Source organism: Streptomyces sp. UW30 (assembly GCF_008042075.1).
In the GTDB taxonomy this organism is placed as follows: domain Bacteria; phylum Actinomycetota; class Actinomycetes; order Streptomycetales; family Streptomycetaceae; genus Streptomyces.
On sequence record NZ_RDBN01000033.1, the window covers coordinates 308,857 to 329,723 of the forward strand.

Sequence of the window (20,867 nt, forward strand, 5' to 3'; positions counted from 1 at the left end):
TCCCCCTCGGATCCGCCCCGGGCCGGGACGGGCAGCCCTCCTGCCCGTCCCGGCCAACCCCCGATCGACCCGTGCACCGGTACCGCGCCCGAACGGACGACCCCGACATGATCACGACATCGGCCCGCCGCATCGCCGCCGTCCTGGCCGCCTGCCTCCTCGCCGTCCTCCCGGCCACGAACGCGTCGGCCGACGGGGGACGGGGGAGCTCCGGGCGCACGACGTTCGGTGTCCAGCCCTCAGCCGCGAAGAAGCCCGACGCCCGGCCGAACTTCTCCTACGGCGCCACCCCGGGCGCCGTCGTCAAGGACCACATCGCCGTCTTCAACTACGGCAAGAAGCCACTGACGTTGAGGGTGTACGCACAGGACGCCCTCACCACCGCCGACGGCGGCTTCGACCTGTTCGCGGCCAAGCACAGGCCGACCGACGTCGGCTCCTGGATCAAGCTCCGCAAGAACGAGGTCAAGGTCCCCGCCCGCTCCCGCGCCATCGTCCCCTTCACCCTGACCGTCCCGGCGAAGGCGACCCCCGGCGACCACACCGGCGGCATCGTCGCCTCGCTCTCGGCCGCAGGCGCCGACAAGAAGGGCAACAAGGTCGCCCTCGACCAGCGGGTCGGCGCACGCGTCTACCTCCGGGTGGCCGGCGCCTTCACGCCCCGCCTCGCCGTCGAGGACCTGCGCACCGTCTACGACGGCACCGCCAACCCCTTCGGCACGGGCACCGCGACCGTGACGTACACCGTCCGCAACACCGGCAACGTCCGGCTGGCGGCCCATCAGACGGTCGGCGTCCGCGACGGGTTGGGCGGCACCGCCGAGGTGGCGAAGCTCCGGGACCTCCCCGAACTGCTGCCGGGCGACTCCGTGGCCGTCACGGCGAAGGCCACCGGCGTCCTGCCCGCCTTCCGGGGCACGACGTCCGTCACCATCGACCCCGAGCCGGTCCGCGGCGACGTCCAGCACCGCCTCTTGCCCCGCGTCACCCGCACCGAGGCGTTCACCGCCGTGCCCTGGGCGTTCCTGACCCTGCTGCTCGTGCTCGCCGCGGCCGTCACCTTCGTTCTGATACGTCGTCGTAGGCGCCGTAGGACCGACAGCGTGCCCGTGCGTTCCGCGTCCCGCCCGAAGCAGGCCGTCGGCCTGGCGGCGGCGACGCTGCTCGCCGCCGGAGCCGTCGTCGGGGGCACGCCGGTGGACGCGCGGGCGGCGGACACGGGGAAGCTCGCGGTCACCCCGGCGAAGGGCAGCGACACCCAGCCCATCACCCTCACCGCCGAAGCGCCCTGCCCCGCGAAGACCACCAACGTCATCGCCCGGGTCACCGGGGCGGGCTTCCCGCGCGGCGGCCAGATCGTCGTCGGCAACGCGCCGCTCACCACGTACGGGAAGGTGCCGGGAGCCGGGCCGAGCATCCCGCTGACGTACACCATGCGGGACTACGCCAGCACCGCCGGATTCACCAGCCTGAGCGGCACCTACACCTTCACGGTCAGCTGCCTCAAGGGGCCCTTCGAGGCGACCGGTCTGCGGGACTTCAGGGGATCGCTGCGGTTCGTGCAGAAGAGCGCCTACCGGGACGGCACCGAGGTCGCACTGCCCAAGGCGGCCGCATCGAGCCCGGTGACTGCGGGCGGGACCGCACCGACGGCACCGGGACAGTCCGGGCAGTCCTCGCAGGGACTTCCCGTACAGGCGCCGACCGAACAGGGCGGCACCGGCGCGCCCGACGCCGTACCCGTACCGGCGAACGGAGCTCAGGCAGCCGTCGCCCAGGAGACCGACTCCGCGCTCACCGCCTGGTCCGTGACCGGATTCGGCGTCTGCCTGCTGGCCCTCGCGACGGGCGTCGCCCTCTGGGTGCGCGGCCGCCGGGCCCGGAGCGAGTGACCGCGCTCCACACCACGTACCGACCGAATCAACTGCCCAGGGAGAGAAACCCCGTGTCCCACACACCCCGCACACTCCGGATGTCCAGGACGGCCGCGGTCCGCGTCGGTTCGGTCGTCGCCGCCTGCGGCACGGCCGGGCTGCTCGTCACCGCCGCCACCGTCGTGCAGGCGTCGGCCGCCGAGGCCCCCGCCGCCATGTCCGTGACCCCCGCGACCGGCACGGACACCGAAGGCATGAGCCTGACCACCTCGGCGGCCTGCCCGGCCGAGGCGACGAACGTGATCATGGACGTGAAGGGCGCGGGCTTCCCGGCCGACGGCCAGAACGTCGTCGGCAACTCCCCGATCGCGACCTACGGCACCACGCCGGAGGGCGGCATCGTCGTGCCGCTGTCCGACACGATGCGCAACTACGCGAGCACCGCCGGGTTCACCACCCTCCAGGGCCGCTACGAATTCACCCTCACCTGCCGCACCGCCTTCAACGGCACGAGCCTGCGCGACTTCACCGCGTCGATCTGGTTCACCTCCAACACCGCCTACCAGAACACCGACCCGGCCGGACCCGGCAACACCCCGACGCCCACGGACACCACCACCGCGACCCCGACCGACACGGGCACCCCGACGGACACGGCCACGCCGACCGACACACCCACGGACACCGGGTCGCCGACCGACACGGCCCTTCCCACCGACACCGCACTGCCCACGGACACCGCCGCCCCGACGGACACCGCGGCAGCCGACGGCGGCACCACCGACGGCGGCACCACGGGCGGTGGCTCGCAGGACATCGCCACCGAGGTCAACGGCGGTGCGTCCGGCGGAGGTTCGGGCAGCGGCGGCGGCTCCATGGCGGCCACCGGCGTCAACGCGGGCGTGCTCGGTGCCCTGTCCGCCGCGCTGGTGCTCGCGGGCATCGTCGTCGTCCGCCGGGCCCGCCCGCGCGAGGACTTCCCCACCCTCGACACCCCGAACGCCTGATCCGTGCCCGGACACCACAGGAAGAGACGACACACCATGCAGGTCAAGGCCGTACGCCGCCCCCTGGCGGCCACCCTCGTCACCGCGCTGGCCGCCGGGGCACTCGTCCTCGCCGGCGCCGGCGCCGAGGCCGACGTCCTCGGTTCGATGGAGGTGTCCCCGGCCACCGGCACGGACACCAGCGGCATCACCCTGACCACGGCCGCGCCGTGCCCGGAGCCCGCGACCAACCTCATCGTCGGCGTGAAGGGCGCGGGCTTCCCGGCCGACGGCCAGATCGTCGTGGGCAACTCGCCGATCAGCACGTACGCGACCGCCCCGAACGGCGGCATCGTCGTGCCGCTGTCCGACACGATGCGCAACTACGCGAGCACCGCCGGGTTCACCACCCTCCAGGGCCGCTACGACTTCACGCTCACCTGCCGCGGCGCGTTCGGCTCTGCCGTCCACGGCGACTTCACCGCGCCGATCTGGTTCACCTCCAACACCGCCTACCAGAACACCGCGCCCGTCACCGCCACGACCACGAAGCTCGCGGCGAGCCCGGTGAGCCCCGTCGTCCAGGGCACGTCCGTGAAGCTGACGGCGACCGTCTCCCCGGCCGCCGCGACCGGCACGGTCCGCTTCCTCGACGGCACGACCCAGCTCGGCAGCCCCGTCACCGTCTCCGGCGGCGTGGCCACACTGACCACCAGCGCCCTGGCCGTCGGCACCCACGCGCTGGGGGCCCAGTTCACCCCGGCCGACCCGGCGGTGTACGGCGGCTCGACCTCCGCGTCGCTCTCCTACACGGTCAAGATCAAGCCCCCGGCGATCGTCTCGGCGGCGAAGGTGACCGGCACCGTCCGGGTCGGCTCCACGGTGACCTGCTCGGTGTCGTTCAGCGGCGCGAGCTCCGTGGCGTACTCCTGGCTGCGGGACGGCGCGGTGCTCAGCGGCGCGACCGGGCGCACCCGCGCACTCGGCGCCGCCGACCACGCCCACAAGATCGCCTGCCGGGCGAAGGCCACCAACAGCACCGGCAGCACGACCTCGACCAGCCCGTCCGTGACCGTGGCGCTCGGCCCCGCCCTGAAGAACGGCACCAAGCCGTCGTTCACCGGCACCCGCAAGGTCGGCTACAAGCAGACCGCCAAGCCCGGCACCTGGACCCCCGCCGCCCAGTCGTACAGCTACGTCTGGAAGCGCGACGGCCGGACGATCACCGGCGCCACCCGCTCGACGTACACCCCCACCCGCGCCGACCGCGGCCACCTGCTCTCGCTGACCGTCACGGCCAAGCGCGCCGGGTTCGCCAACGGCACCGCCACCTCCGCCGCGGTGAGGATCGGATGACGGCACCCGTCATCGCCCCTGCCGGGCCCGTGGCAGCCGACCCCGTGTCGGCTCCCGGGCCCGGCCGGGCGCGGCCCGCACGCCCGACCGCCGGTCCCGGACTGCGTATCACCAGCGCCGCGTTGAGCATCCTGGCCGCGCTGCTCCTCGGCTTCGTCGCCGACGCAGGACTGGTCAGCGACCTGCGCCAAGCCCGGGACCGGCAGGTCGACTACGCCGCCTTCCGTGCCGCCCTCGCCAACGGGACCGCCCCGGTCGGGCAGTCCGTGGGCGGCGGCCGGGCGGCCGAGGCCGGTGAGCCCGTGGCGATCCTGGCGATCCCCGAGCTCGGGGTGCGCGAGGTGGTCCGCGAGGGCACCACCGCCGCCGACCTGTCCCACGGACCCGGCCACCGCAGGGACACGCCCCTGCCCGGCCAGTGGGGAGTCAGCGTCGTCATGGGCCGCCAGGCGACCTACGGCGGACCCTTCCGGCGGCTGGGCGAGCTCAGCACGGGCGACACCATCACCGTGACCACCGGGCAGGGCAAGCACACCTACCGGGTCATCGGACCGCGCCGGGCGGGCGACCCCCAGCCGGCGGTGCCCGCGCAGGGCAAGGGGCGGCTGACGCTGATCACCGCCGACGGCACGCCCTTCATGCCCCGGGGCATCCTGCGCGTGGACGCCGACCTGGTGTCGGCCGCCCAGCCCACGCCCGCCTCCTCCGTCGCCCCCGGCGCGCTGCCGCAGGAGGAGAAGCCGATGGCCACCCAGCAGTCGGCCTGGCTGCCGCTGGTGCTGTGGGGACAGGGACTCACCCTGGCCGCCGCGGCCCTCGCCTGGGCGCGCGCCCGCTGGGGCAGGCGGCACACCTGGGTCGTCGGCGTCCCGCTGCTCGGCGCGCTCGGCCTCGCGGTCGCCGACCAGACGCTGCTGCTCCTGCCGAATCTGCTGTGACCACCCGTTGCCGAAGCCGATCGACGTCGATGAAGGACTAGCCGTGACCGACCAGAGCACCCAGACCGACACCACGCTGACCCTCCCGCCGGTCCGGGCGACCGACGGGAGCGGCGCGACGCTCCAGGCCCGCCGGATCTCGGCCTGGTTCGGCGACCACAAGGTCCTCGACCGTGTGTCCCTGACCATGCCGGCCGGCCGGGTCACGGCCCTCATCGGCCCGTCCGGCTGCGGAAAGTCGACGTTCCTGCGCATCCTCAACCGCATGCACGAACTCGTCCCGACCGCCTCACTGGCCGGTGAGGTCCTCGTCGACGGCCAGGACGTCTACGCCGCCGGGCAGCGGCTGACCGATGCGCGACGGACGATCGGCATGGTGTTCCAGAAGCCGAACCCCTTCCCGGCGATGTCGATCTACGACAACGTCACGTCCGGCCTGAAGCTCACCGGCACCCGTATGAACGGGGACGCGAGGGACGACCTGGTGGAGGAGTGCCTGACCAAGGCGGGCCTGTGGCGGGAGGTCCGCGACCGGCTGCGCCAGCCCGGCGGCGCGCTCTCGGGCGGCCAGCAGCAGCGCCTGTGCATCGCCCGTTCGCTCGCGGTACGCCCCAAGGTCCTGCTCATGGACGAGCCCTGCTCGGCGCTCGACCCCACCTCCACCCGCCGGATCGAGGAGACGATCCGCGAGCTGGCGCACGAGGTCACCATCGTGATCGTCACCCACAACATGCAGCAGGCCGCCCGCGTCTCCGACCAGTGCGCCTTCTTCCTGGCCGAGCAGAACACCCCCGGCGCCATCGTCGAGCACGGCCCCACCCCGGCGATGTTCTCGACCCCGTCGGACCCCCGCACCGCGGACTACGTGGAGGGCCGCTTCGGCTAGGACGGGCTCCGGGTGAGGAAATCGACGAGCGCCGCGTTCACCTCGGCGGGCCGTTCCTGCTGGGTCCAGTGTCCGCAGCCCGCCAACTTGACCGGCTCGCGCCACAGGTTGGGCATCAGGGCGGGGAGCCGCTCGATGAACTCGGGCGTGCCGGGGAACGCCGGGACCAGGTCGCGGTCGCCGTAGATGTACAGGGCGGGCGGGGTGACGACGGCGCCGTGCCAGGGCGCGGTCAGCTCCCAGTTGCGGTCGAGGTTGCGGTACCAGTTGAGGGCGCCGGTGAAGCCCTGGGAGAAGCTCTCGGTGAGCGCGTCGAGGTCGGCCTCGGTGAACCAGTCCGGCAGCACCTCGGGGTCCGGCATGTCCGCGAGCCAGCCGCGCTCGGGGTCGACCAACGGCTGCCTGAGCTCGCCCGCGTGGGGAGCGTCGCCCGAGGCCGAGTAGAAGAACTTCCGCAGCGTGGTGCGCGTGTCCTTCGCGAACTCGGCGTCCGCGACACCCGGGCGGGCGAAGTAGTTCCAGTAGAACCGGCCGCCGAACCGCTCCTCCATGGAGGCCAGCGGCGGATGGATACCCCGCAGCGGCGGCGGCACGCTCAGCCCGGCCACACCGCGCACCACGTCCGGCCGCAGCAGGGCCGTGTGCCAGGCGACCGGCGCGCCCCAGTCGTGGCCGACGACGTACGCCTTCTGCTCGCCCAGGGCCTGGATGAGGCCGACGACGTCACCGACCAGATGCAGGATCGTGTACGCGTCGACGGCGTCGGGGCGGTCGCTGCGTCCGTATCCGCGCTGGTCGGGGGCGACCACCCGGAACCCCGCGTCGGCCAGCGGGCCGAACTGGTGGTGCCAGGAGTGCCATGACTCGGGGAAGCCGTGCAGGAGCACCACCAGGGGTCCGTCGCCCTGTTCGGCGATGTGCAGCCGAACGCCGTTCACGTCAACCATCCGATGCTCAACCATGGGGACGAGCGTACGTGCCGTGATGTCCGGGCAACCGGGCAGGTTCACGGCGGCGGAAGCCACGACAACTGGCCGACTATCGACGCGAGTTGGGCTGATTCCTGGGAAAACTCCCGAGACACGGTCGGGTGCCCGGCGGCAGCGAGGCGTTGTCGCGCTCCTCGGCCGAGCGCGGCAGGCGACACGGGGGAGGAGAACGGCGTGAGCGGTGCGGGGGACGGGACGCGGTCGAGACGGCGGTTGAGTGCGGGGGAGATCGCCGCGTTGGTCTCGGCGGCCACTGCGGTCGTCGGCCTCCTGCTGGCGTTGTTCGGGGTGCCGCTCATCGGGGGATCGTCGCCGGGCCGGCCCGTGCCCGACGGCGCAGCGGCGGCACCGGCCACCTCGGCCACACCTGCCGCGTCGGCCACACCGGAGGTGTCCCCGTCCATCGCGGTCCCGAGCGGCTGGCGTCGCGTCGGTGCACCGGATCTCAGGGCTTCCTTCGCACTCCCCGACGACTGGACCAAGGACATCGACAGCGCCATCCAGAGCAACTGGAGCTCCCCGGACGAGGAGCACGCCATGAGCCTCAAGCGGGACTCCTCGTACGGGCCGACGCCGAAGGCCGCCGTCGCCGGACAGCTTCAGTGGTACCGCGACCCGCAGAAGTCCTCGATGGCGGACCTGAAAGTCGCCACCCACCCCACCCGGCAGAACGGCAAGGAAGCCCTCCTGCTGGAGATCGACTACCACTACACCGACCAGTCCGCACCCCGCAAACGCGTCGAGGTGTTCGTCGCGGGCAAGGCCGGCCAGGTCTACCAGCTGCTCTTCGACACCGTCGCCACCCGCGAGAGGCTGGCGGCCCAGAAGCAACTGCTCGCCACCGCCCGGGCCCATCTGCTGATCGACGTGAGCGTGCGGTGACAGGAGCAGGGCAGCCGGGCGGGGCTGTCTACCGTTGACCCATGACGCCACCGCTGGACGTGCTGGTCGTGGGCGCCGGGCCCACCGGGCTCGCGCTCGCCGCTCAACTGCGTACCTACGGAACCCGGTTCCGTATCGTCGACCGCTCCCTGGACCGCGTACGCGAGTCCCGGGCCCTCGGCATCCAGCCCCGCACCCTGGAGGCGCTCGCGGGGTTCGGGGTGACCGAGGAGCTCGTGGACCGGGGCAACACAGCGATGCGGCTGCGGCTGCACCTGGCCCGGCGCACGGTGTCGGTGCCGCTCTTCGACATCGGGGCGACCGACACGCCGTACCCCTTCCTGCTGTTCCTCGCCCAGGCCGAGACGGAGCGCGTGCTCGGTGAGCACCTGGCCGCTCGGGACGTGGCGATCGAGCGCGGCACCGAGGTCGTCGGGCTGGAGCGTCAGGGTCCGCTCGTCGTATGCCGGCTGCGCGGCCGGGACGGCGCCGAGGAGACCGTGACGGCACGCTACGTCGTGGGCTGCGACGGCGCCCACAGCACGGTGCGCGCCCGGGCGGGCATCGGCTTCGAGGGGTACGCCTATCCGCAGACGTACCTGCTCGCCGACCTGGAGGTGGACGGGCTGGAGCCGGGCGCCGTGCACTCGTACATGACCGGGGCCGGGATGCTGTTCTTCTTCCCGCTCGGGTCGCCCGCCCCTTGGCGCATGCTCGCGATGCGGCCGTCCGACGTCCCCGACAGCAAGGTGACCCTGCCGCTGCTGCAGGGGATCGCCGAACGGTACGGCGCGCGCGGGCTGGTCCTGCGGGACCCCGTCTGGATGACGGACTTCCGCCTCCACAACCGCGGCGCCGCCCACTACCGCTGCGGCCCCTTCTTCCTGGCCGGCGACGCCGCCCACATCCACAGCCCGGCCGGGGCCCAGGGCATGAACACCGGCATCCAGGACGCCCTCAACCTGGGCTGGAAGCTGGCCCTGGTGTGCCGGGGCGCCGCGCCCGAGGAGCTGCTGGAGACGTACGGAGCCGAGCGGGCGCCGGTCGGTCGTGACGTACGGCGGTTCACCGACCGTGCCTTCGTCATCGGCACCAGCCCGAACCCCGTCCTGCGCTTCGCCCGCGCCCGGCTGGTGCCCCACCTCGCCCCGCTGGTCAGGCATGCGACGGCGCCCCGGCGCTGGGTCTTCCGTACCGTCTCCGAGCTGGGCATCCACTACCGCCGCAGTCCCGCCTCGACCACGGGCACACGATCACCCCGCCGCGGCCCCCGTGCCGGGGACCGGCTGCCCGACCTGCCCCGCGGGCTCCAGGCCCAGGTCGCCGCCCCCGGCTGGCATCTGCTCCTGACCGGCCCGGCGCACCTGTGGCCGGACGAGCGACTCGCCCCGGTGCTGGCGGGCCGGGCCGACCTGATCACCGTGCACCGCCTGGGCGACCGGAGCCCCTGGCCGGACGTCGCCCAGGGACTTCTGCGACCCGACGGCCACGTCGGCTACGTCACGCGCGGCGCCGAACTGGGCGGGCTGCGCGCCTACGTCGAGCGCTGGCTGCCGGCCGAGCCCACGTGAGGCGCGCGGTGAACGGCCGCGGGCGTTGATCCGTACCACTCTTCGTGCAGTTTCAGCGAGGAAACAGAGGCGGCGGCGGGGGCACCGGTCGCGTCGCGGCGGCCGGTGTCCTGATTCTCCTGCTCACCGCCACCGCGTGCGGCGCCGGCGATCAGGAGGGGACCTCCGCGCAGAGCAGCCCGTCGAACGTCGCCGCCAGCGTGGCCGGGGTCGTGGCACCTGCGAAGGTCGAGGTGATCGCCGACCTGACCGGGTGCAAGGTCAAGATCCGCACCGAGGCGGACGAGCTGCGCGAGGGGGTCTGCCACACGAAGAAGGGCGACTACCTGATCACGACGTTCCCTGCGGAGAAGTACAAGCTGACCTGGCTGGACGCGGCGGCCGTCTACGGCGGCAAATACCTCGTCGGCACCCGCTGGGTGGTCAGCGCCAAACCGGGGCTGCTGGAGCAGCTCCGTCCCCAACTGGGCGGAAACATCCAGCAGTTGCGGGGCGTGGGTCCGGCTCCGGGCCCGAGCGCGTCGTGACGCGGGCTCACTCGGCCGTGTCGCTGATGCCCAGCCGCAGATGCTCCACGTGGTACACGGCCTGATCGAGCAGCTCGGCGACATGGTGGTCGTGCAGGGCGTACACCACCGACCGGCCGCGCCGCTCGCCGACCACCAGGCCCAGATTGCGCAGCAGCCGCAGCTGGTGCGAGCAGGCGGACTGCTCCATGCCCACCTCGGCCGCCAACTCCGTGGCCGGCAGCGGCCCCTCGCGCAGCCGCGCCAGGATCAGCAGGCGGGAGGGGGTGGACAGGGCCTGGAGGGTGGTGGCCACCTTGGCCGCGTTGGCCGCGTCCAGGCGTACGCGCTCGGGGGCGTCCTGCGCGGCGGTGACGGCTCCATGACCCATGAGGGGTATCTTACCCACCGCACAGGAACGTATGAATGATTCTTCATGCGTCCTGGTGTGCTCCTCCTGGCGCGCTTCCCCTGATGTGATCCGGCACCTCCCAGGACAGGCGAGGTCGATGTCGGATTCTCGCCAGCCCTCGCCGCCCCGGTGGCCGATGCTGGACGTATGCAGAAGGGGATGCACATCGACACGGAGCGCTGCGTGCGCGCCGTTCAGTCCAAGGATGCCCGCTTCGACGGATGGTTCTTCACGGCGGTCGTCACGACCGGGATCTACTGCCGGCCCAGCTGCCCGGTGGTCCCGCCCAAGCCGGAGAACATGCGGTTCTTCCCGAGCGCTGCCGCCTGCCAGCAGGCCGGGTTCCGGGCCTGCAAGCGCTGCCGCCCGGACACCAGCCCCGGTTCCCCGGAGTGGAACCAGCGCGCCGACCTCGTGGCCCGCGCGATGCGGCTGATCGCCGATGGCGTCGTGGACCGCGAGGGCGTGCCCGGCCTCGCCGCCCGGCTCGGCTACAGCACCCGGCAGATCGAACGCCAGCTCCTCGCCGAACTGGGCGCAGGCCCGCTGGCCCTGGCCCGCGCCCAGCGCGCCCAGGCGGCCCGCCTCCTCATCGAGACGACGCCGCTGCCCATGGCGGACGTCGCCTTCGCGGCCGGGTTCGCCTCCATCCGCACCTTCAACGACACCGTCCGCGAGGTCTTCGCCCTCTCACCGAGCGACCTGCGCACCCGCGCACCCCGCGCCAACCCGGGGACCACCACCGGCGCCCTCACCCTGCGCCTGCCGTTCCGCGCCCCCCTCAACCCCGACAACCTCTTCGGGCACCTCGCGGCGACCGCCGTACCCGGCGTCGAGGAGTGGCGGGACGGCGCCTACCGGCGCACGCTCAGGCTGCCGTACGGCCACGGCATCGTGACGCTGACCCCGCAGCCGGACCACATCGCCTGCCGCCTCACCCTCGGCGACCTGCGCGATCTGACCGTGGCGATCAGCCGGTGCCGCCGGATGCTCGACCTGGACGCCGATCCGGTCGCGATCGACGACCAGTTGCGCACGGACCCGCTGCTCGCGCCCCTGGTCGACAAGGCGCCCGGCCGCCGGGTGCCGCGCACGGTCGACGAGGCCGAGTTCGCCGTCCGGGCCGTACTCGGCCAGCAGGTCTCCACAGCGGCGGCCCGCACCCACGCGGCCCGCCTGGTCACCGCCCACGGCGAGCGGGTCGACGACCCCGAGGGCGCTCTCACCCACCTCTTCCCGTCCCCCGAGGCGCTGGCCCGCGTGGACCCGGAGTCACTGGCGATGCCGCGGACCCGCCGTACGACGTTCACGACGCTGGTACGTCAACTGGCCGACGGTGACGTGCACTTGGGCCCCGAGAGCGACTGGCCGCAGACTCGGGCCAGGCTCCTCGCCCTCCCCGGCTTCGGACCCTGGACGGTCGACGTCATCGCGATGCGCGCCCTCGGCGACCCCGACGCCTTCCTCCCCACCGACCTCGGTATCCGCCGTGCCGCACAGGAGCTGGGCCTGCCGTCCACTCCCGCGGCCTTCACGGCCCGGGCGGCCGCCTGGCGCCCCTGGCGGGCGTACGCCGTCCAGTACCTGTGGGCGACGGACAGCCACCCGATCAACTTCCTCCCCGTGTAAGGAAAACCAGTGAAACAGCACACCGTGATCGACAGCCCGTACGGCCCGCTCACCCTGGTCGCCGAGGACGGCGTCCTGTGCGGCCTCTACATGACCGGCCAACGCCACCGCCCACCCGAGGAGAACTTCGGCGAGCGGGACGAGACGCCGTTCGGCGCGGCGATCGACGAGCTGGAGGCGTACTTCGCGGGCGAGTTGAAGGAGTTCACCCTCGAACTGCGGCTGAACGGCAGCGAGTTCCAGCGCCGGGTCTGGGACCAGCTGCGCCGGATCCCGTACGGCGAGACCCGCTCCTACGGCCAACTCGCCGACGCCCTCGGCAACTCCGGCGCCTCCCGCGCGGTCGGCCTCGCCAACGGCAAGAACCCGATCGGCATCATCGTCCCCTGCCACCGCGTCGTCGGCGCGGGCGGCGGCCTCACCGGCTACGGCGGCGGCCTGGACCGCAAGCAGCGGCTGCTGGACTTCGAGAGCGGGACCGCCCTGTTCTAGGCCCCCGGCCCGCCGGCCCGCTCCGCCGCACCGCGCTCCACACAGAACTCGTTGCCCTCCGGGTCGGCGAGCACCGCCCAGCCCGTGCCGTCCGGGTTGCGGCGGTCGTCGACCAGGGTGGCGCCGAGGGCGAGGACCCGCTCGACCTCCTCGTCCCGGGTGCGGTCCTGCGGCTGAAGGTCCAGGTGCACGCGGTTCTTGACGGTCTTGGGCTCGGGGACGGTGACGAACAACAGCCCCGCCCCCTCGATCAGCACATCCTCGGCCCCCGGCTCGTCGTCCTCGTGCACGTGCAGACCGAGCACCTGGGACCAGAAGACGGCCAGGCGGTAGGCGTCGGCGGAGTCGATCGTCACATGGCGTATCGCAGAGGTCATGATCACATTCTGTGCCACGCGCCGCGCCCGCGCAGCAGCTTGCGCACCCATACTCGTACGCCATCAGCCTGCACCCGCCTCCGGATGGCGCACCGCCGTCTTCCTCCCGAGTGACTGACCCCGGTGGCGCGCGCCACGCGATCGCCGGTGTCTGTACGAAGGAGGACCAGGCAGAGAGCGGGAGACCATGGAGCGAGAGCGCAAGGGCCTGTCGACACCCCGGGCCGCCGGGGTGGCCGGGGTGGTGTTCGCGATCCTGATGGCCGCGGCGATCGTCCTGGTGCGCATCGCTCTGCCCAGCGGCGCCGGCGGCGACGACACACTCGACTCCGGACAGCGCAGTGCCGTGCAGGCGGCGCTGGAGCTCCTCCCGTTCGCGGGGATCGCGTTCCTGTGGTTCATGGGCGCCCTGCGCGAGCAGGCCGGCGAGGGCGAGGACCGGTTCGTCTCCACCGTGTTCCTGGGCAGCGGCCTGGTCTTCGTGGCCACTCTGTTCGGCGCTGCCGCGGCGGCCGGGACCGTGCTCGGCGAGAGCCGGCAGACCTCCGATTTCGGCCGCGACTTCGCCTACGCCCTGCTGACCACGTACGCCATGCGGATGGCGGCGGTGTTCATCATCACGACCTCCACGATCGGCCGCCGGCTCGGCGCCCTCCCGCGCCCGCTCGTCGTCCTCGGCTATCTGGCCGGCCTGACACTGCTCGTGGTCGGATCGGACGTGCCCTGGTCCGAACTGGTCTTCCCGGCCTGGGCGCTGGTCATCAGCGTGAACATCCTGTGGGGTCGGCGGCCCGCGGCTTCGGCCTGATACGGCCGTCGCGCTCACTCGAACGGTCTCCCCCTCGTCGCCGCGACCCCTCCTGCCGCCGAGAGTGGTCGCAGAGGGCTCACCGGGCCGTCGGAGAGGACCGATCCCGTGGTAAGGATTGCCGTCGATCTGAACCGATGCCAGGGGTATGCGCAGTGCGCGTTCCTCGCCCCCGAGGTCTTCGCCATGCACGGCGAGGAGGCCCTGCTGTACGACCCCGAGGTCGACGAGACACAGCGCGAGCAGCTGGCCCGGGCCGCCGCGGCCTGCCCCGTCCAGGCCATCCTCGTCGATGCCGTGGACGTACCGGCCGAGGCGGTGTCCGGTGCCCCGTGACGGATCCCTGGAACGGCTCCGGGGCGAGGGCCGCATCGTCGTCGTCGGCGCCTCGCTGGCCGGACTGCGGGCCGCCGAGACCCTGCGGGCCAAGGGCTTCGCCGGGTCACTGACCATGATCGGCGACGAGCCCCACGAACCGTACGACCGACCCCCGCTGTCCAAGCAGGTGCTGCTCGGCAGGGCGAGCGCCGAGCGCACCGCACTGCCCAGGCTCCGGTCCGTCGACGCGACCTGGCGGCTCGGCGTCGCGGCCACCGGCCTGGACATGGCCGCCCGGCGGGTACGGCTGGCCGACGGCGACGAGGTGCCGTACGACCGGCTGCTGATCGCCACCGGGGTCAGCGCGCGACCGTGGCCGCACGAGGCCGAGGCCGAACTCGACGGCGTCTTCGGCCTGCGGACCCGCGACGACAGCGCCGCGCTCGCCCGGCGGCTCGACGCACGGCCCAAGCGGGTCCTCGTCATCGGGGCCGGGTTCACCGGCTCCGAGATCGCCTCCGCCTGCCGCGAACGCGGACTGCGCGTCACCGTCGCCGAGCGCGCCGCGGCGCCCCTGGCCGGCGCCCTCGGCGGCGTCGTCGGAGCGGTCTCGGCCGAGATGCAGCGCGAGCACGGGGTGGACCTGCGGTGCGGGGTCATGGTGACCGCCCTGGAGGGCGACGCCTCGGGACGGGTGCGCGCCGCGCAGCTGTCCGACGGCTCCACCGTGGAGACCGACGTGGTGATCGTCTCGCTCGGCTCCACCCGCAACACCGGATGGCTCGCCGGGTCCGGACTCGGGGCCGGCCCCCGCGGCATCGCCTGCGACGCCGGCTGCCGCGCCTTCGACATCCGCGGAATCGTCACCGACGACATCTACGCGGCGGGCGACGTCGCCCGCTGCCCGCACCCCCTGTTCGGCTACCAGTTCCTGGCCCTGGAGCACTGGGGCAACGCCGTCGCCCAGGCCGGGATCGCCGCGCACAACATGGTCAGCGAGAGCATCGACCGCGTACCCCACATGGAAGTGCCGGCCTTCTGGTCCGCGCAGTTCGGAGTCAACATCAAGTCGGTGGGAGTGCCGTCGATGGGGACCGAGATCCTCATCTCCCAGGGCTCACTCGCCAGCCGCCGGTTCATCGGCGTCTACGGGTACCAGGGGCGCGTCATCGGCGCCGTCGCCTTCGACCACGGCCGGTGGCTGCCGTTCTACCAGGAGCTGATCCAGACCAACGCGCCGTTCCCGCCGCCGTTCGCCACGGTCGACCGGCACCAGGACGGACAGCGGCCGGTCGACGCGGACTTCCCCGACCCCTCGGTACCCACCCACGGGCCCACCGTGACCCTCAGCGGATACTCGCCGGCCGACCGCCGGACGACGTTCATCCCCGCGCACTGACCCGCACGGCCACGAGGACCTGCCATGACGCAATCCCTGCTGCACCGCATCCTGGACCCCGCCAACCGGGCCGACCCGTACCCGATCTACGAAGAGCTGCGCAGGACGCCGGTCCACCACGAGGCCGACGGCCCGTACATCGTCGGCACCTACTACGAGATCCGCAGCCTGCTGCACGATCCCCGGATCAGCTCCGACGCCCGCAACCTGGCCTCGAACACCGCCGACCCGCTGGCCGAGGCGCCCCATGAGGAGGGCGCCCTGCCGCCGGGCTTCCTGAAGCTCGACCCGCCGGAACACGACCGGCTGCGCCGGATGACGAACCGGCCCTTCGGCCCGCCGCACTCCCCCCACCGCGTCGACGGGATGCGCCCGGAACTCCACGACATCGTCGCCGGCCTCATCGACGGCATCGGCGACCCGGCCCGGATCGACCTGGTGGACCAGTTCTCGTACCCGTTCCCGGTGACGGTGATCTGCCGGCTGCTCGGCGTGCCGCGCGACGACGAGGCGCGCTTCCACATCTGGGCGGACACCCTCGCCGCGAGCCTGGATCCCAACCCGGACGCGGATTCAGCCGCGCGCAGCAAGGGCGCCCACGACGCCCGAATGCAGCTCGGCATGTACCTGGCCGGCCTGATCGAGGAGCGCCGCAAGAACCCCGGCGACGACATGCTCTCCCAGCTGGCGACGGCCAAGGGCGAGGACGGCCCGATGTCGACGATGGAACTGCTGAGCACCGCGGCGCTGCTGCTGATCGCGGGTCACGAGACCACGGTCAACCTCATCACCAACGGCATGCTGACCCTGCTGCGCAATCCCGACGTCCTGCAGCGGCTGCGCAGCGATCCACGGCTGGCCGTGCCCATCGTCGAGGAACTGCTGCGTTTCGAGCCGCCGGTGCAACTGCTGCCGCAGCGCATCCCCCTCGCCGACATCGAGGTCCGCGGGGTCACCATCCCCAAGGGCGCCCCCATCTGGCTGGTCCTCGCGTCGGGCAACCGCGACCCCCGGCGCTTCACGGACCCGGACCGCTTCGACCCCGACCGCCCCGACATCCAGCACCTCGGCCTCGGCAGCGGCATCCACAGCTGCTTCGGCGCACCGCTCGCCCGGCTGGAGGCCCAGTTCGCCCTGGCGGAGCTGGCCCGCAGGCTGGAGAACCCACGACTGCTTCAGGACCCGCCGCCGTACCGGCAGAACGCCGTGCTGCGCGGGCCCCGGCATCTGCACATCGGTTGCGACGGGATCCGCCCCTAACCGCGCTCCACCTGGCCGCTCTTCGTGCCGAGCTCGCTCAACAGCTTCGGCAGCGCCGAACCGATGGGCTCGCGCACCACCTCGTCGGCGAGTTCGTCGTACGGTGTCGGCTCCGCGTTGACGATGACGAGCCGGGCGCCGTGGTCGGCGGCGATGCCCGCGAGGCCGGCGGCGGGCTGCACCTGGAGGCTGGTGCCGACGGCGATGAACACCTGGCAGGCCTTGGTGATGGCGACCGCCTCGCCGAGGACCACCGGGTCGAGCCGCTCGCCGAACATGACCGTCGCCGACTTCAGGATCCCGCCGCACTCCAGGCACGGCGGATCCGGCTCACCGGCCTCGACCCGGGCCAGGGCGTCCTCCATCGGGCCGCGCGCATGGCACTTCGTGCACACCACACTGCGTGCGCTGCCGTGCAGTTCGAGCACCTTGCGGGCGGGCAACCCGGCGAGCTGGTGCAGCCCGTCCACGTTCTGCGTGATCACCCGCACAGGCACCCCGGACCGCTCCAGCTCGGCCACCGCCCGGTGCGCGGAGTTCGGCTCGGCCCTGAGCGCGCGGTTCCCCCGCCGCATCTGCCACGAGCGGCGCCGGATCTCCGGATCGCCCATGTAGTACTCGTACGTCACGAGCTTCTCGGCCTCCGGGTCCCGGCGCCACAGCCCGTTCGGCCCGCGGTAGTCGGGGATCCCGGAGTCCGTGCTGATACCGGCGCCGCTGAGGAGGGCGACGAGGGGCGGCTTGGTCATGGCACCGAGCGTAGGACGGCCGCGGTGGCGGCGGCGAACGGATATCCGAGCGGCCTCCGCCACCACGGCACCCTCATCGGCCCCGGTCAGCCTTCGTCGTCGTCCGGCTGCGGCGGGCCGAAGGTCTCGATACGGGGATTGGCGTACGGTCCGCCGCCCCCGGGAGTCCCCCTGATCCGTTCCCCGGCGCTCTCCGTGACCAGCAGGACATACACCTGGCGCGCCGGATCCACGCAGACCAGTCCGTACGCCGCGTCCACCTCGTCGTCCGCCAGCCGCAGCCGACGCACGGCGTCCCGCAGCGTGGCGCCCGGCCAGAGCGTCACGCTGACAAGGACGGTGGGGCTCTCGGCAGCCATGGGTCTCCTAGACGCGGGCGCCGTTCTTGGCGCGTCGGCGCAGTGCGTCCACGATCGACGTGGTGCTGATGATGCCGTACCCGTAGTCGTGGTCGAACCCGGCCACTCCCGCGTCATTGGCGGTACGCCGCAGCAGGGTGCGCATCCCGGCGGGGGAGAGCTGCCGGGGCGTCAGCCGGGTGCGCACCGCCGCGACGACGCCCGCCGCGACCGGGCAGGCGGCCGACGTCCCCGAGTCGGGGCTGCCCGCGCCGAACGCCTCCGAGCCGGAGAAGTGGGTGCAGGCGGCCAGGTCGGGCTTGCGCGAGGTGAGCCGGCCCGGGCCCTGGGAGGAGTAGCCGACCCGCTTCCCGTGCACGTCGACGCCGGCCACCGAGAGCACCCGGGGATGCGAGTTGGCCCCGGTGATGGGCCGGTTCGGGAAGGCGCACCGGCCGTCGGGACAGTCCCGTCCGCAGTTCCCCGCGGCGAACAGGATGTCGGCGCCGGCCTCCTCCAGCGCGGACACGGCCAGGTTGAAGGGGTGGGCGCGGTTGTCGGAGTAGTTGCCGGGATGCCCGGGCGGGAAGTCCCAGGCCGGGCTGAACGAACCCCAGCTGTTGCTGACGACGAGCGCCGCGCGTTGCGCACGCGGAACGGCCTCCAGCAGGGACCGCAGATGCGCGAAGGCGGCGACCGCGTCGGACAGCAGGCCCTCCAGGGCCGTCGCGCCCGGCCGCCGGGACAGCAGCACGGGCAGGTCCAGCAGGTCCGCCCGCTCGGCGACGATCAGCGCGTCGTAGGCGCACATCGTGCCGTGATGCACCGGGAACCGCCCGAAGTCACCGTCGACGCCGGCGGGTTTCCAGCTGAGCTCCTCCTTGACCGAGACGTCCGCGCCGCCCAGCGCGCTGCTGACGTGCGCGGCGTTGATGCCGGTGTCGACGACGGCGAGCGCGACGCCCCGCCCGTCGAGGCCCTCTTGGGTGAGCGGGTCGGTGAGCGTGCGACGGACGTCGTCGGAGTCGCCCACGGGGGGAGTGCCGCCGCAGACGGGGTTCGTCGCGATCACCGGATCGGAGGAGATGCCCACGATGTCGGGCCGCGCGGCGGCGAGCAGGGCCAGCCGGCCGGCCAGGTCACGGTCCTGGATCTCGCCGCGGACCAGCACACTCGCATCCTCGGGGGCCAGGGAGAACACGAGGGGCTGGTCCAGCGACAGCGGATCGCCGCCGGGCTCCGCGGGGCGCGGCCGGGGCATCGCAACCGGTACGAACGCCGGATCCAGCACCAGCCCGGGAACCTCGCCGGCCACCTCGGCGGCCCGCGGGGTGGGGGTCCCGGGATCGACTACGGCCGCGACGACATCGCGCTCGGGCCGCAACTGAACCATTACTCGCATGATTCCCCCTGTATGTGAACCGGCCGGACAAAGGCGTCCACCCGTGAGGCAAGTTTCGCGGTGATGTCGTCGCGCAGCGGTGCGTACACCTGCTCATTGAGATGCAGTATCTGGGTGCCGCGCTGGACCGTGCTGCGGGCCGAGAATTTCGCTTTTCTCAGCGCCGGGACATCACGGTCGGAGCGGAAACGAAATCGTCCGAGGCGTACGACTACATCGCCCGCCGTCTCGTCCACGACGATGACCTGGAAATTCCCGGCGGTACGCGCCTTTCCGTTCTCCTCGAATATCACGGCCGCCCGATCGTCGTCCGGCAGGGCAGCCAGGGATTTCCACACCGCGGCGACCAGTTCCCTGCTTTTCTCGTCGGACGCCGGTCCGAGCGTGTCCAGCACCACCGTTTCCACCGGACAGGGAATCCGGCGCGGCCGGTAGACACCGAACCCGGAATGCTCCTTCACGACCCAGCCGATTCTTTCGAGCGTGTCCCCGTACACCGGATACCAGGCCTCGGCATCCTTGTGCCGGTCGTGTTTGCGGTCGGCCACCAACTGCGCCAGAAGAGCCGAGTGAACGACGTCCGTGCGATGTTCCTCGGACACGGCAGCGGTGAAGACGACGAGGCTTCCGGCGTCGACGGCGCCGCCGTCACCGCGCAGGACGGGCGGCGTCGGCGCACCGCCCGGCTCGGGCCCCAGGTCCCAGCCGGCCAGGTTCACCCGGCCCGGGCGCTCGGATTCGTTCATCTCGGCCCTCCCGGCGCTGCCGGCGCTAGATCTCCAGCTCGTCGATGGACTTGTTCGCGGCGTCGCCGAGCTTCCGGATGACGGCCTCGCGGACCTGGTCGTACACGTCCTCGTTGAGCGTCAGCGTCTGACGGGCCTGCTGCATCTGCGTACTCGACCGCGGGAAGCTGAAGAACAGCACACGGGTCACGCGCTCCGTGGTCTTGAAGTGGAAGGCGCCGATCTTCATGACCACGGTGTCGCCCTGCGAGACTCCGCAGGTCGAGATCTGGAAGTTGCCGAAGGTGTCGCTGTGCGCGTTGCTCTCGAACAGCACGACACGGCGGTCGCGTTCCGGCAGCTTGCGCAGCGCCTCGATGGCGGCCTTGGCCACGCCGATCTCACCGGGCGTCGCGATGACCTGGAGCAGGGCGATCACCGCACGGTCCACGGTGAACCGGGAGCCGGCCACCGACAGCCGGGCGAATGAGAAGGAGGGCACGACCCAGCCGACCTGTTCGAGCACCGAGCGGTAGAACTTGTACCAGTTGATCGGGTCCTCGTCGCGGTCGAACTTCTTGTTCGCCGCGAGCTGCGCCAGCAGCGTGGAGTTGAGGACGTCGGATTTCTGCCGCCCGTTCAGCCCGTCGGTGAAGGCCACCACGCTGCCGGCCACCACGGCCGCCGACTCCTCTTCCTGGAGAGCCATTCCCGGCGGCACGTAGCGCAGTTCGGGAACGGTGATTTCCAGATTGTCGATGAATGAAAGGGAGTCCGCGATCCGCTGCTTTGCCTGGACTTCCATGTCCGATGACGTCACAACGCCTCCTAGGGCGTGTGTCGAAATGCTCCGACCGGAGCAGGGGTACGAGCGAGCGCGGCGTTGACCGGTGCACGTATTTTGCCGTGATCCGTCCGCCGCCTCCGTGCGTTCCGAAAAAAGCAGAACGCCTCTTCGTAAGCCAGTGAC

22 protein-coding genes are annotated in these 20,867 nt (G+C 72.3%); 14 read left to right on the forward strand and 8 right to left on the reverse strand.

All coding sequences use genetic code 11. The features are described from left to right. Positions 1 to 107: 107 nt before the first annotated feature. The 5 genes from EAO75_RS46690 to EAO75_RS16710 all read left to right on the forward strand — a co-directional run bounded on the left by EAO75_RS46690 (position 108) and on the right by EAO75_RS16710 (position 6,040). On the forward strand, positions 108 to 1,892 hold the full coding sequence (locus EAO75_RS46690) for a WxL protein peptidoglycan domain-containing protein (RefSeq protein WP_222723961.1): 1,785 nt from the start codon (positions 108 to 110) through the stop codon (positions 1,890 to 1,892). 80 nt (positions 1,893 to 1,972) lie between these two features. After that, positions 1,973 to 2,881, forward strand: coding sequence for a hypothetical protein (locus EAO75_RS16695; protein WP_222723962.1), 909 nt, complete (start codon positions 1,973 to 1,975; stop codon positions 2,879 to 2,881). A 36-nt stretch (positions 2,882 to 2,917) separates the two neighbouring features. Further along, positions 2,918 to 4,216 (forward strand): Ig-like domain-containing protein, encoded by a 1,299-nt coding sequence (locus EAO75_RS16700; protein WP_147995832.1) that lies wholly within the window; start codon positions 2,918 to 2,920, stop codon positions 4,214 to 4,216. Continuing rightward, a complete protein-coding gene (locus EAO75_RS16705; protein WP_147995833.1) occupies positions 4,213 to 5,154 on the forward strand; it encodes a sortase in 942 nt (313 codons plus the stop codon). The genes EAO75_RS16700 and EAO75_RS16705 overlap by 4 nt, the downstream gene beginning before the upstream one ends. Before the next feature lie 136 nt (positions 5,155 to 5,290). Continuing rightward, positions 5,291 to 6,040: a phosphate ABC transporter ATP-binding protein gene (locus EAO75_RS16710; RefSeq protein WP_261989331.1), complete on the forward strand. Its 750-nt coding sequence runs from the start codon at positions 5,291 to 5,293 to the stop codon at positions 6,038 to 6,040. Here the strand turns inward: EAO75_RS16710 and EAO75_RS16715 are convergent. After that, on the reverse strand, positions 6,037 to 7,002 hold the full coding sequence (locus EAO75_RS16715) for an alpha/beta fold hydrolase (RefSeq protein WP_147995834.1): 966 nt from the start codon (positions 7,000 to 7,002) through the stop codon (positions 6,037 to 6,039). The two genes, EAO75_RS16710 and EAO75_RS16715, sit on opposite strands and share 4 nt — an antisense overlap. A gap of 201 nt (positions 7,003 to 7,203) precedes the next feature. On the opposite strand from EAO75_RS16715, the gene EAO75_RS16720 reads away from it, so the two are divergent. Genes EAO75_RS16720 through EAO75_RS16730 form a run of 3 tightly spaced genes read left to right on the forward strand, consistent with a single transcriptional unit; the run spans position 7,204 to position 10,009 of the window. Continuing rightward, on the forward strand, positions 7,204 to 7,911 hold the full coding sequence (locus EAO75_RS16720) for a hypothetical protein (protein ID WP_261989321.1): 708 nt from the start codon (positions 7,204 to 7,206) through the stop codon (positions 7,909 to 7,911). Positions 7,912 to 7,952: 41 nt separating this feature from the next. Next, complete coding sequence (locus EAO75_RS16725) at positions 7,953 to 9,482, forward strand: FAD-dependent monooxygenase (protein ID WP_147995835.1); 1,530 nt, start codon at positions 7,953 to 7,955, stop codon at positions 9,480 to 9,482. Between the two features lie 44 nt (positions 9,483 to 9,526). Further along, complete coding sequence (locus EAO75_RS16730; RefSeq protein ID WP_147995836.1) at positions 9,527 to 10,009, forward strand: hypothetical protein; 483 nt, start codon at positions 9,527 to 9,529, stop codon at positions 10,007 to 10,009. 7 nt (positions 10,010 to 10,016) lie between these two features. On the opposite strand, the gene EAO75_RS16735 is transcribed toward EAO75_RS16730, so the two are convergent. Then, positions 10,017 to 10,379, reverse strand: coding sequence for an ArsR/SmtB family transcription factor (locus EAO75_RS16735; protein ID WP_147995837.1), 363 nt, complete (start codon positions 10,377 to 10,379; stop codon positions 10,017 to 10,019). A 168-nt stretch (positions 10,380 to 10,547) separates the two neighbouring features. On the opposite strand from EAO75_RS16735, the gene EAO75_RS16740 reads away from it, so the two are divergent. Both EAO75_RS16740 and EAO75_RS16745 read left to right on the forward strand, forming a co-directional pair. Continuing rightward, the gene (locus EAO75_RS16740; RefSeq protein ID WP_315987116.1) at positions 10,548 to 12,029 is read left to right on the forward strand and encodes a DNA-3-methyladenine glycosylase 2 family protein; all 1,482 of its coding nucleotides are present in this window, start codon (positions 10,548 to 10,550) and stop codon (positions 12,027 to 12,029) included. Positions 12,030 to 12,038: 9 nt separating this feature from the next. After that, on the forward strand, positions 12,039 to 12,521 hold the full coding sequence (locus EAO75_RS16745; RefSeq protein ID WP_147995838.1) for a methylated-DNA--[protein]-cysteine S-methyltransferase: 483 nt from the start codon (positions 12,039 to 12,041) through the stop codon (positions 12,519 to 12,521). On the opposite strand, the gene EAO75_RS16750 is transcribed toward EAO75_RS16745, so the two are convergent. Further along, positions 12,518 to 12,898 (reverse strand): VOC family protein, encoded by a 381-nt coding sequence (locus EAO75_RS16750; RefSeq protein WP_147995839.1) that lies wholly within the window; start codon positions 12,896 to 12,898, stop codon positions 12,518 to 12,520. The two genes, EAO75_RS16745 and EAO75_RS16750, sit on opposite strands and share 4 nt — an antisense overlap. 187 nt (positions 12,899 to 13,085) lie before the next feature. Here EAO75_RS16750 and EAO75_RS16755 point away from each other — a divergent pair, with 187 nt between their 5' ends. The 4 genes from EAO75_RS16755 to EAO75_RS16770 all read left to right on the forward strand — a co-directional run bounded on the left by EAO75_RS16755 (position 13,086) and on the right by EAO75_RS16770 (position 16,683). Further along, positions 13,086 to 13,706, forward strand: coding sequence for a hypothetical protein (locus EAO75_RS16755; RefSeq protein ID WP_147995840.1), 621 nt, complete (start codon positions 13,086 to 13,088; stop codon positions 13,704 to 13,706). Between the two features lie 108 nt (positions 13,707 to 13,814). After that, positions 13,815 to 14,042 carry a ferredoxin gene (locus EAO75_RS16760; protein WP_147995841.1) on the forward strand — a complete coding sequence of 76 codons (228 nt, stop codon included), beginning with the start codon at positions 13,815 to 13,817 and terminating at the stop codon, positions 14,040 to 14,042. Continuing rightward, positions 13,999 to 15,423 (forward strand): NAD(P)/FAD-dependent oxidoreductase, encoded by a 1,425-nt coding sequence (locus EAO75_RS16765; protein ID WP_187284468.1) that lies wholly within the window; start codon positions 13,999 to 14,001, stop codon positions 15,421 to 15,423. Before EAO75_RS16760 ends, EAO75_RS16765 begins: the two co-directional genes overlap by 44 nt. Positions 15,424 to 15,447: 24 nt before the next feature. Beyond that, complete coding sequence (locus EAO75_RS16770) at positions 15,448 to 16,683, forward strand: cytochrome P450 (protein ID WP_147995843.1); 1,236 nt, start codon at positions 15,448 to 15,450, stop codon at positions 16,681 to 16,683. On the opposite strand, the gene EAO75_RS16775 is transcribed toward EAO75_RS16770, so the two are convergent. The 5 genes from EAO75_RS16775 to EAO75_RS16795 form a co-directional block, all read right to left on the reverse strand. Beyond that, a complete protein-coding gene (locus tag EAO75_RS16775; RefSeq protein ID WP_147995844.1) occupies positions 16,680 to 17,432 on the reverse strand; it encodes an SIR2 family NAD-dependent protein deacylase in 753 nt (250 codons plus the stop codon). The two genes, EAO75_RS16770 and EAO75_RS16775, sit on opposite strands and share 4 nt — an antisense overlap. A gap of 86 nt (positions 17,433 to 17,518) precedes the next feature. Beyond that, on the reverse strand, positions 17,519 to 17,791 hold the full coding sequence (locus EAO75_RS16780; protein ID WP_147995845.1) for a hypothetical protein: 273 nt from the start codon (positions 17,789 to 17,791) through the stop codon (positions 17,519 to 17,521). A 7-nt stretch (positions 17,792 to 17,798) separates the two neighbouring features. Beyond that, the gene (locus EAO75_RS16785; protein WP_147995846.1) at positions 17,799 to 19,172 is read right to left on the reverse strand and encodes a S8 family serine peptidase; all 1,374 of its coding nucleotides are present in this window, start codon (positions 19,170 to 19,172) and stop codon (positions 17,799 to 17,801) included. Then, positions 19,163 to 19,918, reverse strand: a complete 756-nt coding sequence (locus EAO75_RS16790; protein WP_147995847.1) for a hypothetical protein — start codon at positions 19,916 to 19,918, stop codon at positions 19,163 to 19,165. Before EAO75_RS16790 ends, EAO75_RS16785 begins: the two co-directional genes overlap by 10 nt. Before the next feature lie 25 nt (positions 19,919 to 19,943). Next, entirely contained in the window at positions 19,944 to 20,702 is a 759-nt protein-coding gene (locus tag EAO75_RS16795) for a hypothetical protein (protein WP_147995848.1), read from the reverse strand. Positions 20,703 to 20,867 lie beyond the last annotated feature (165 nt).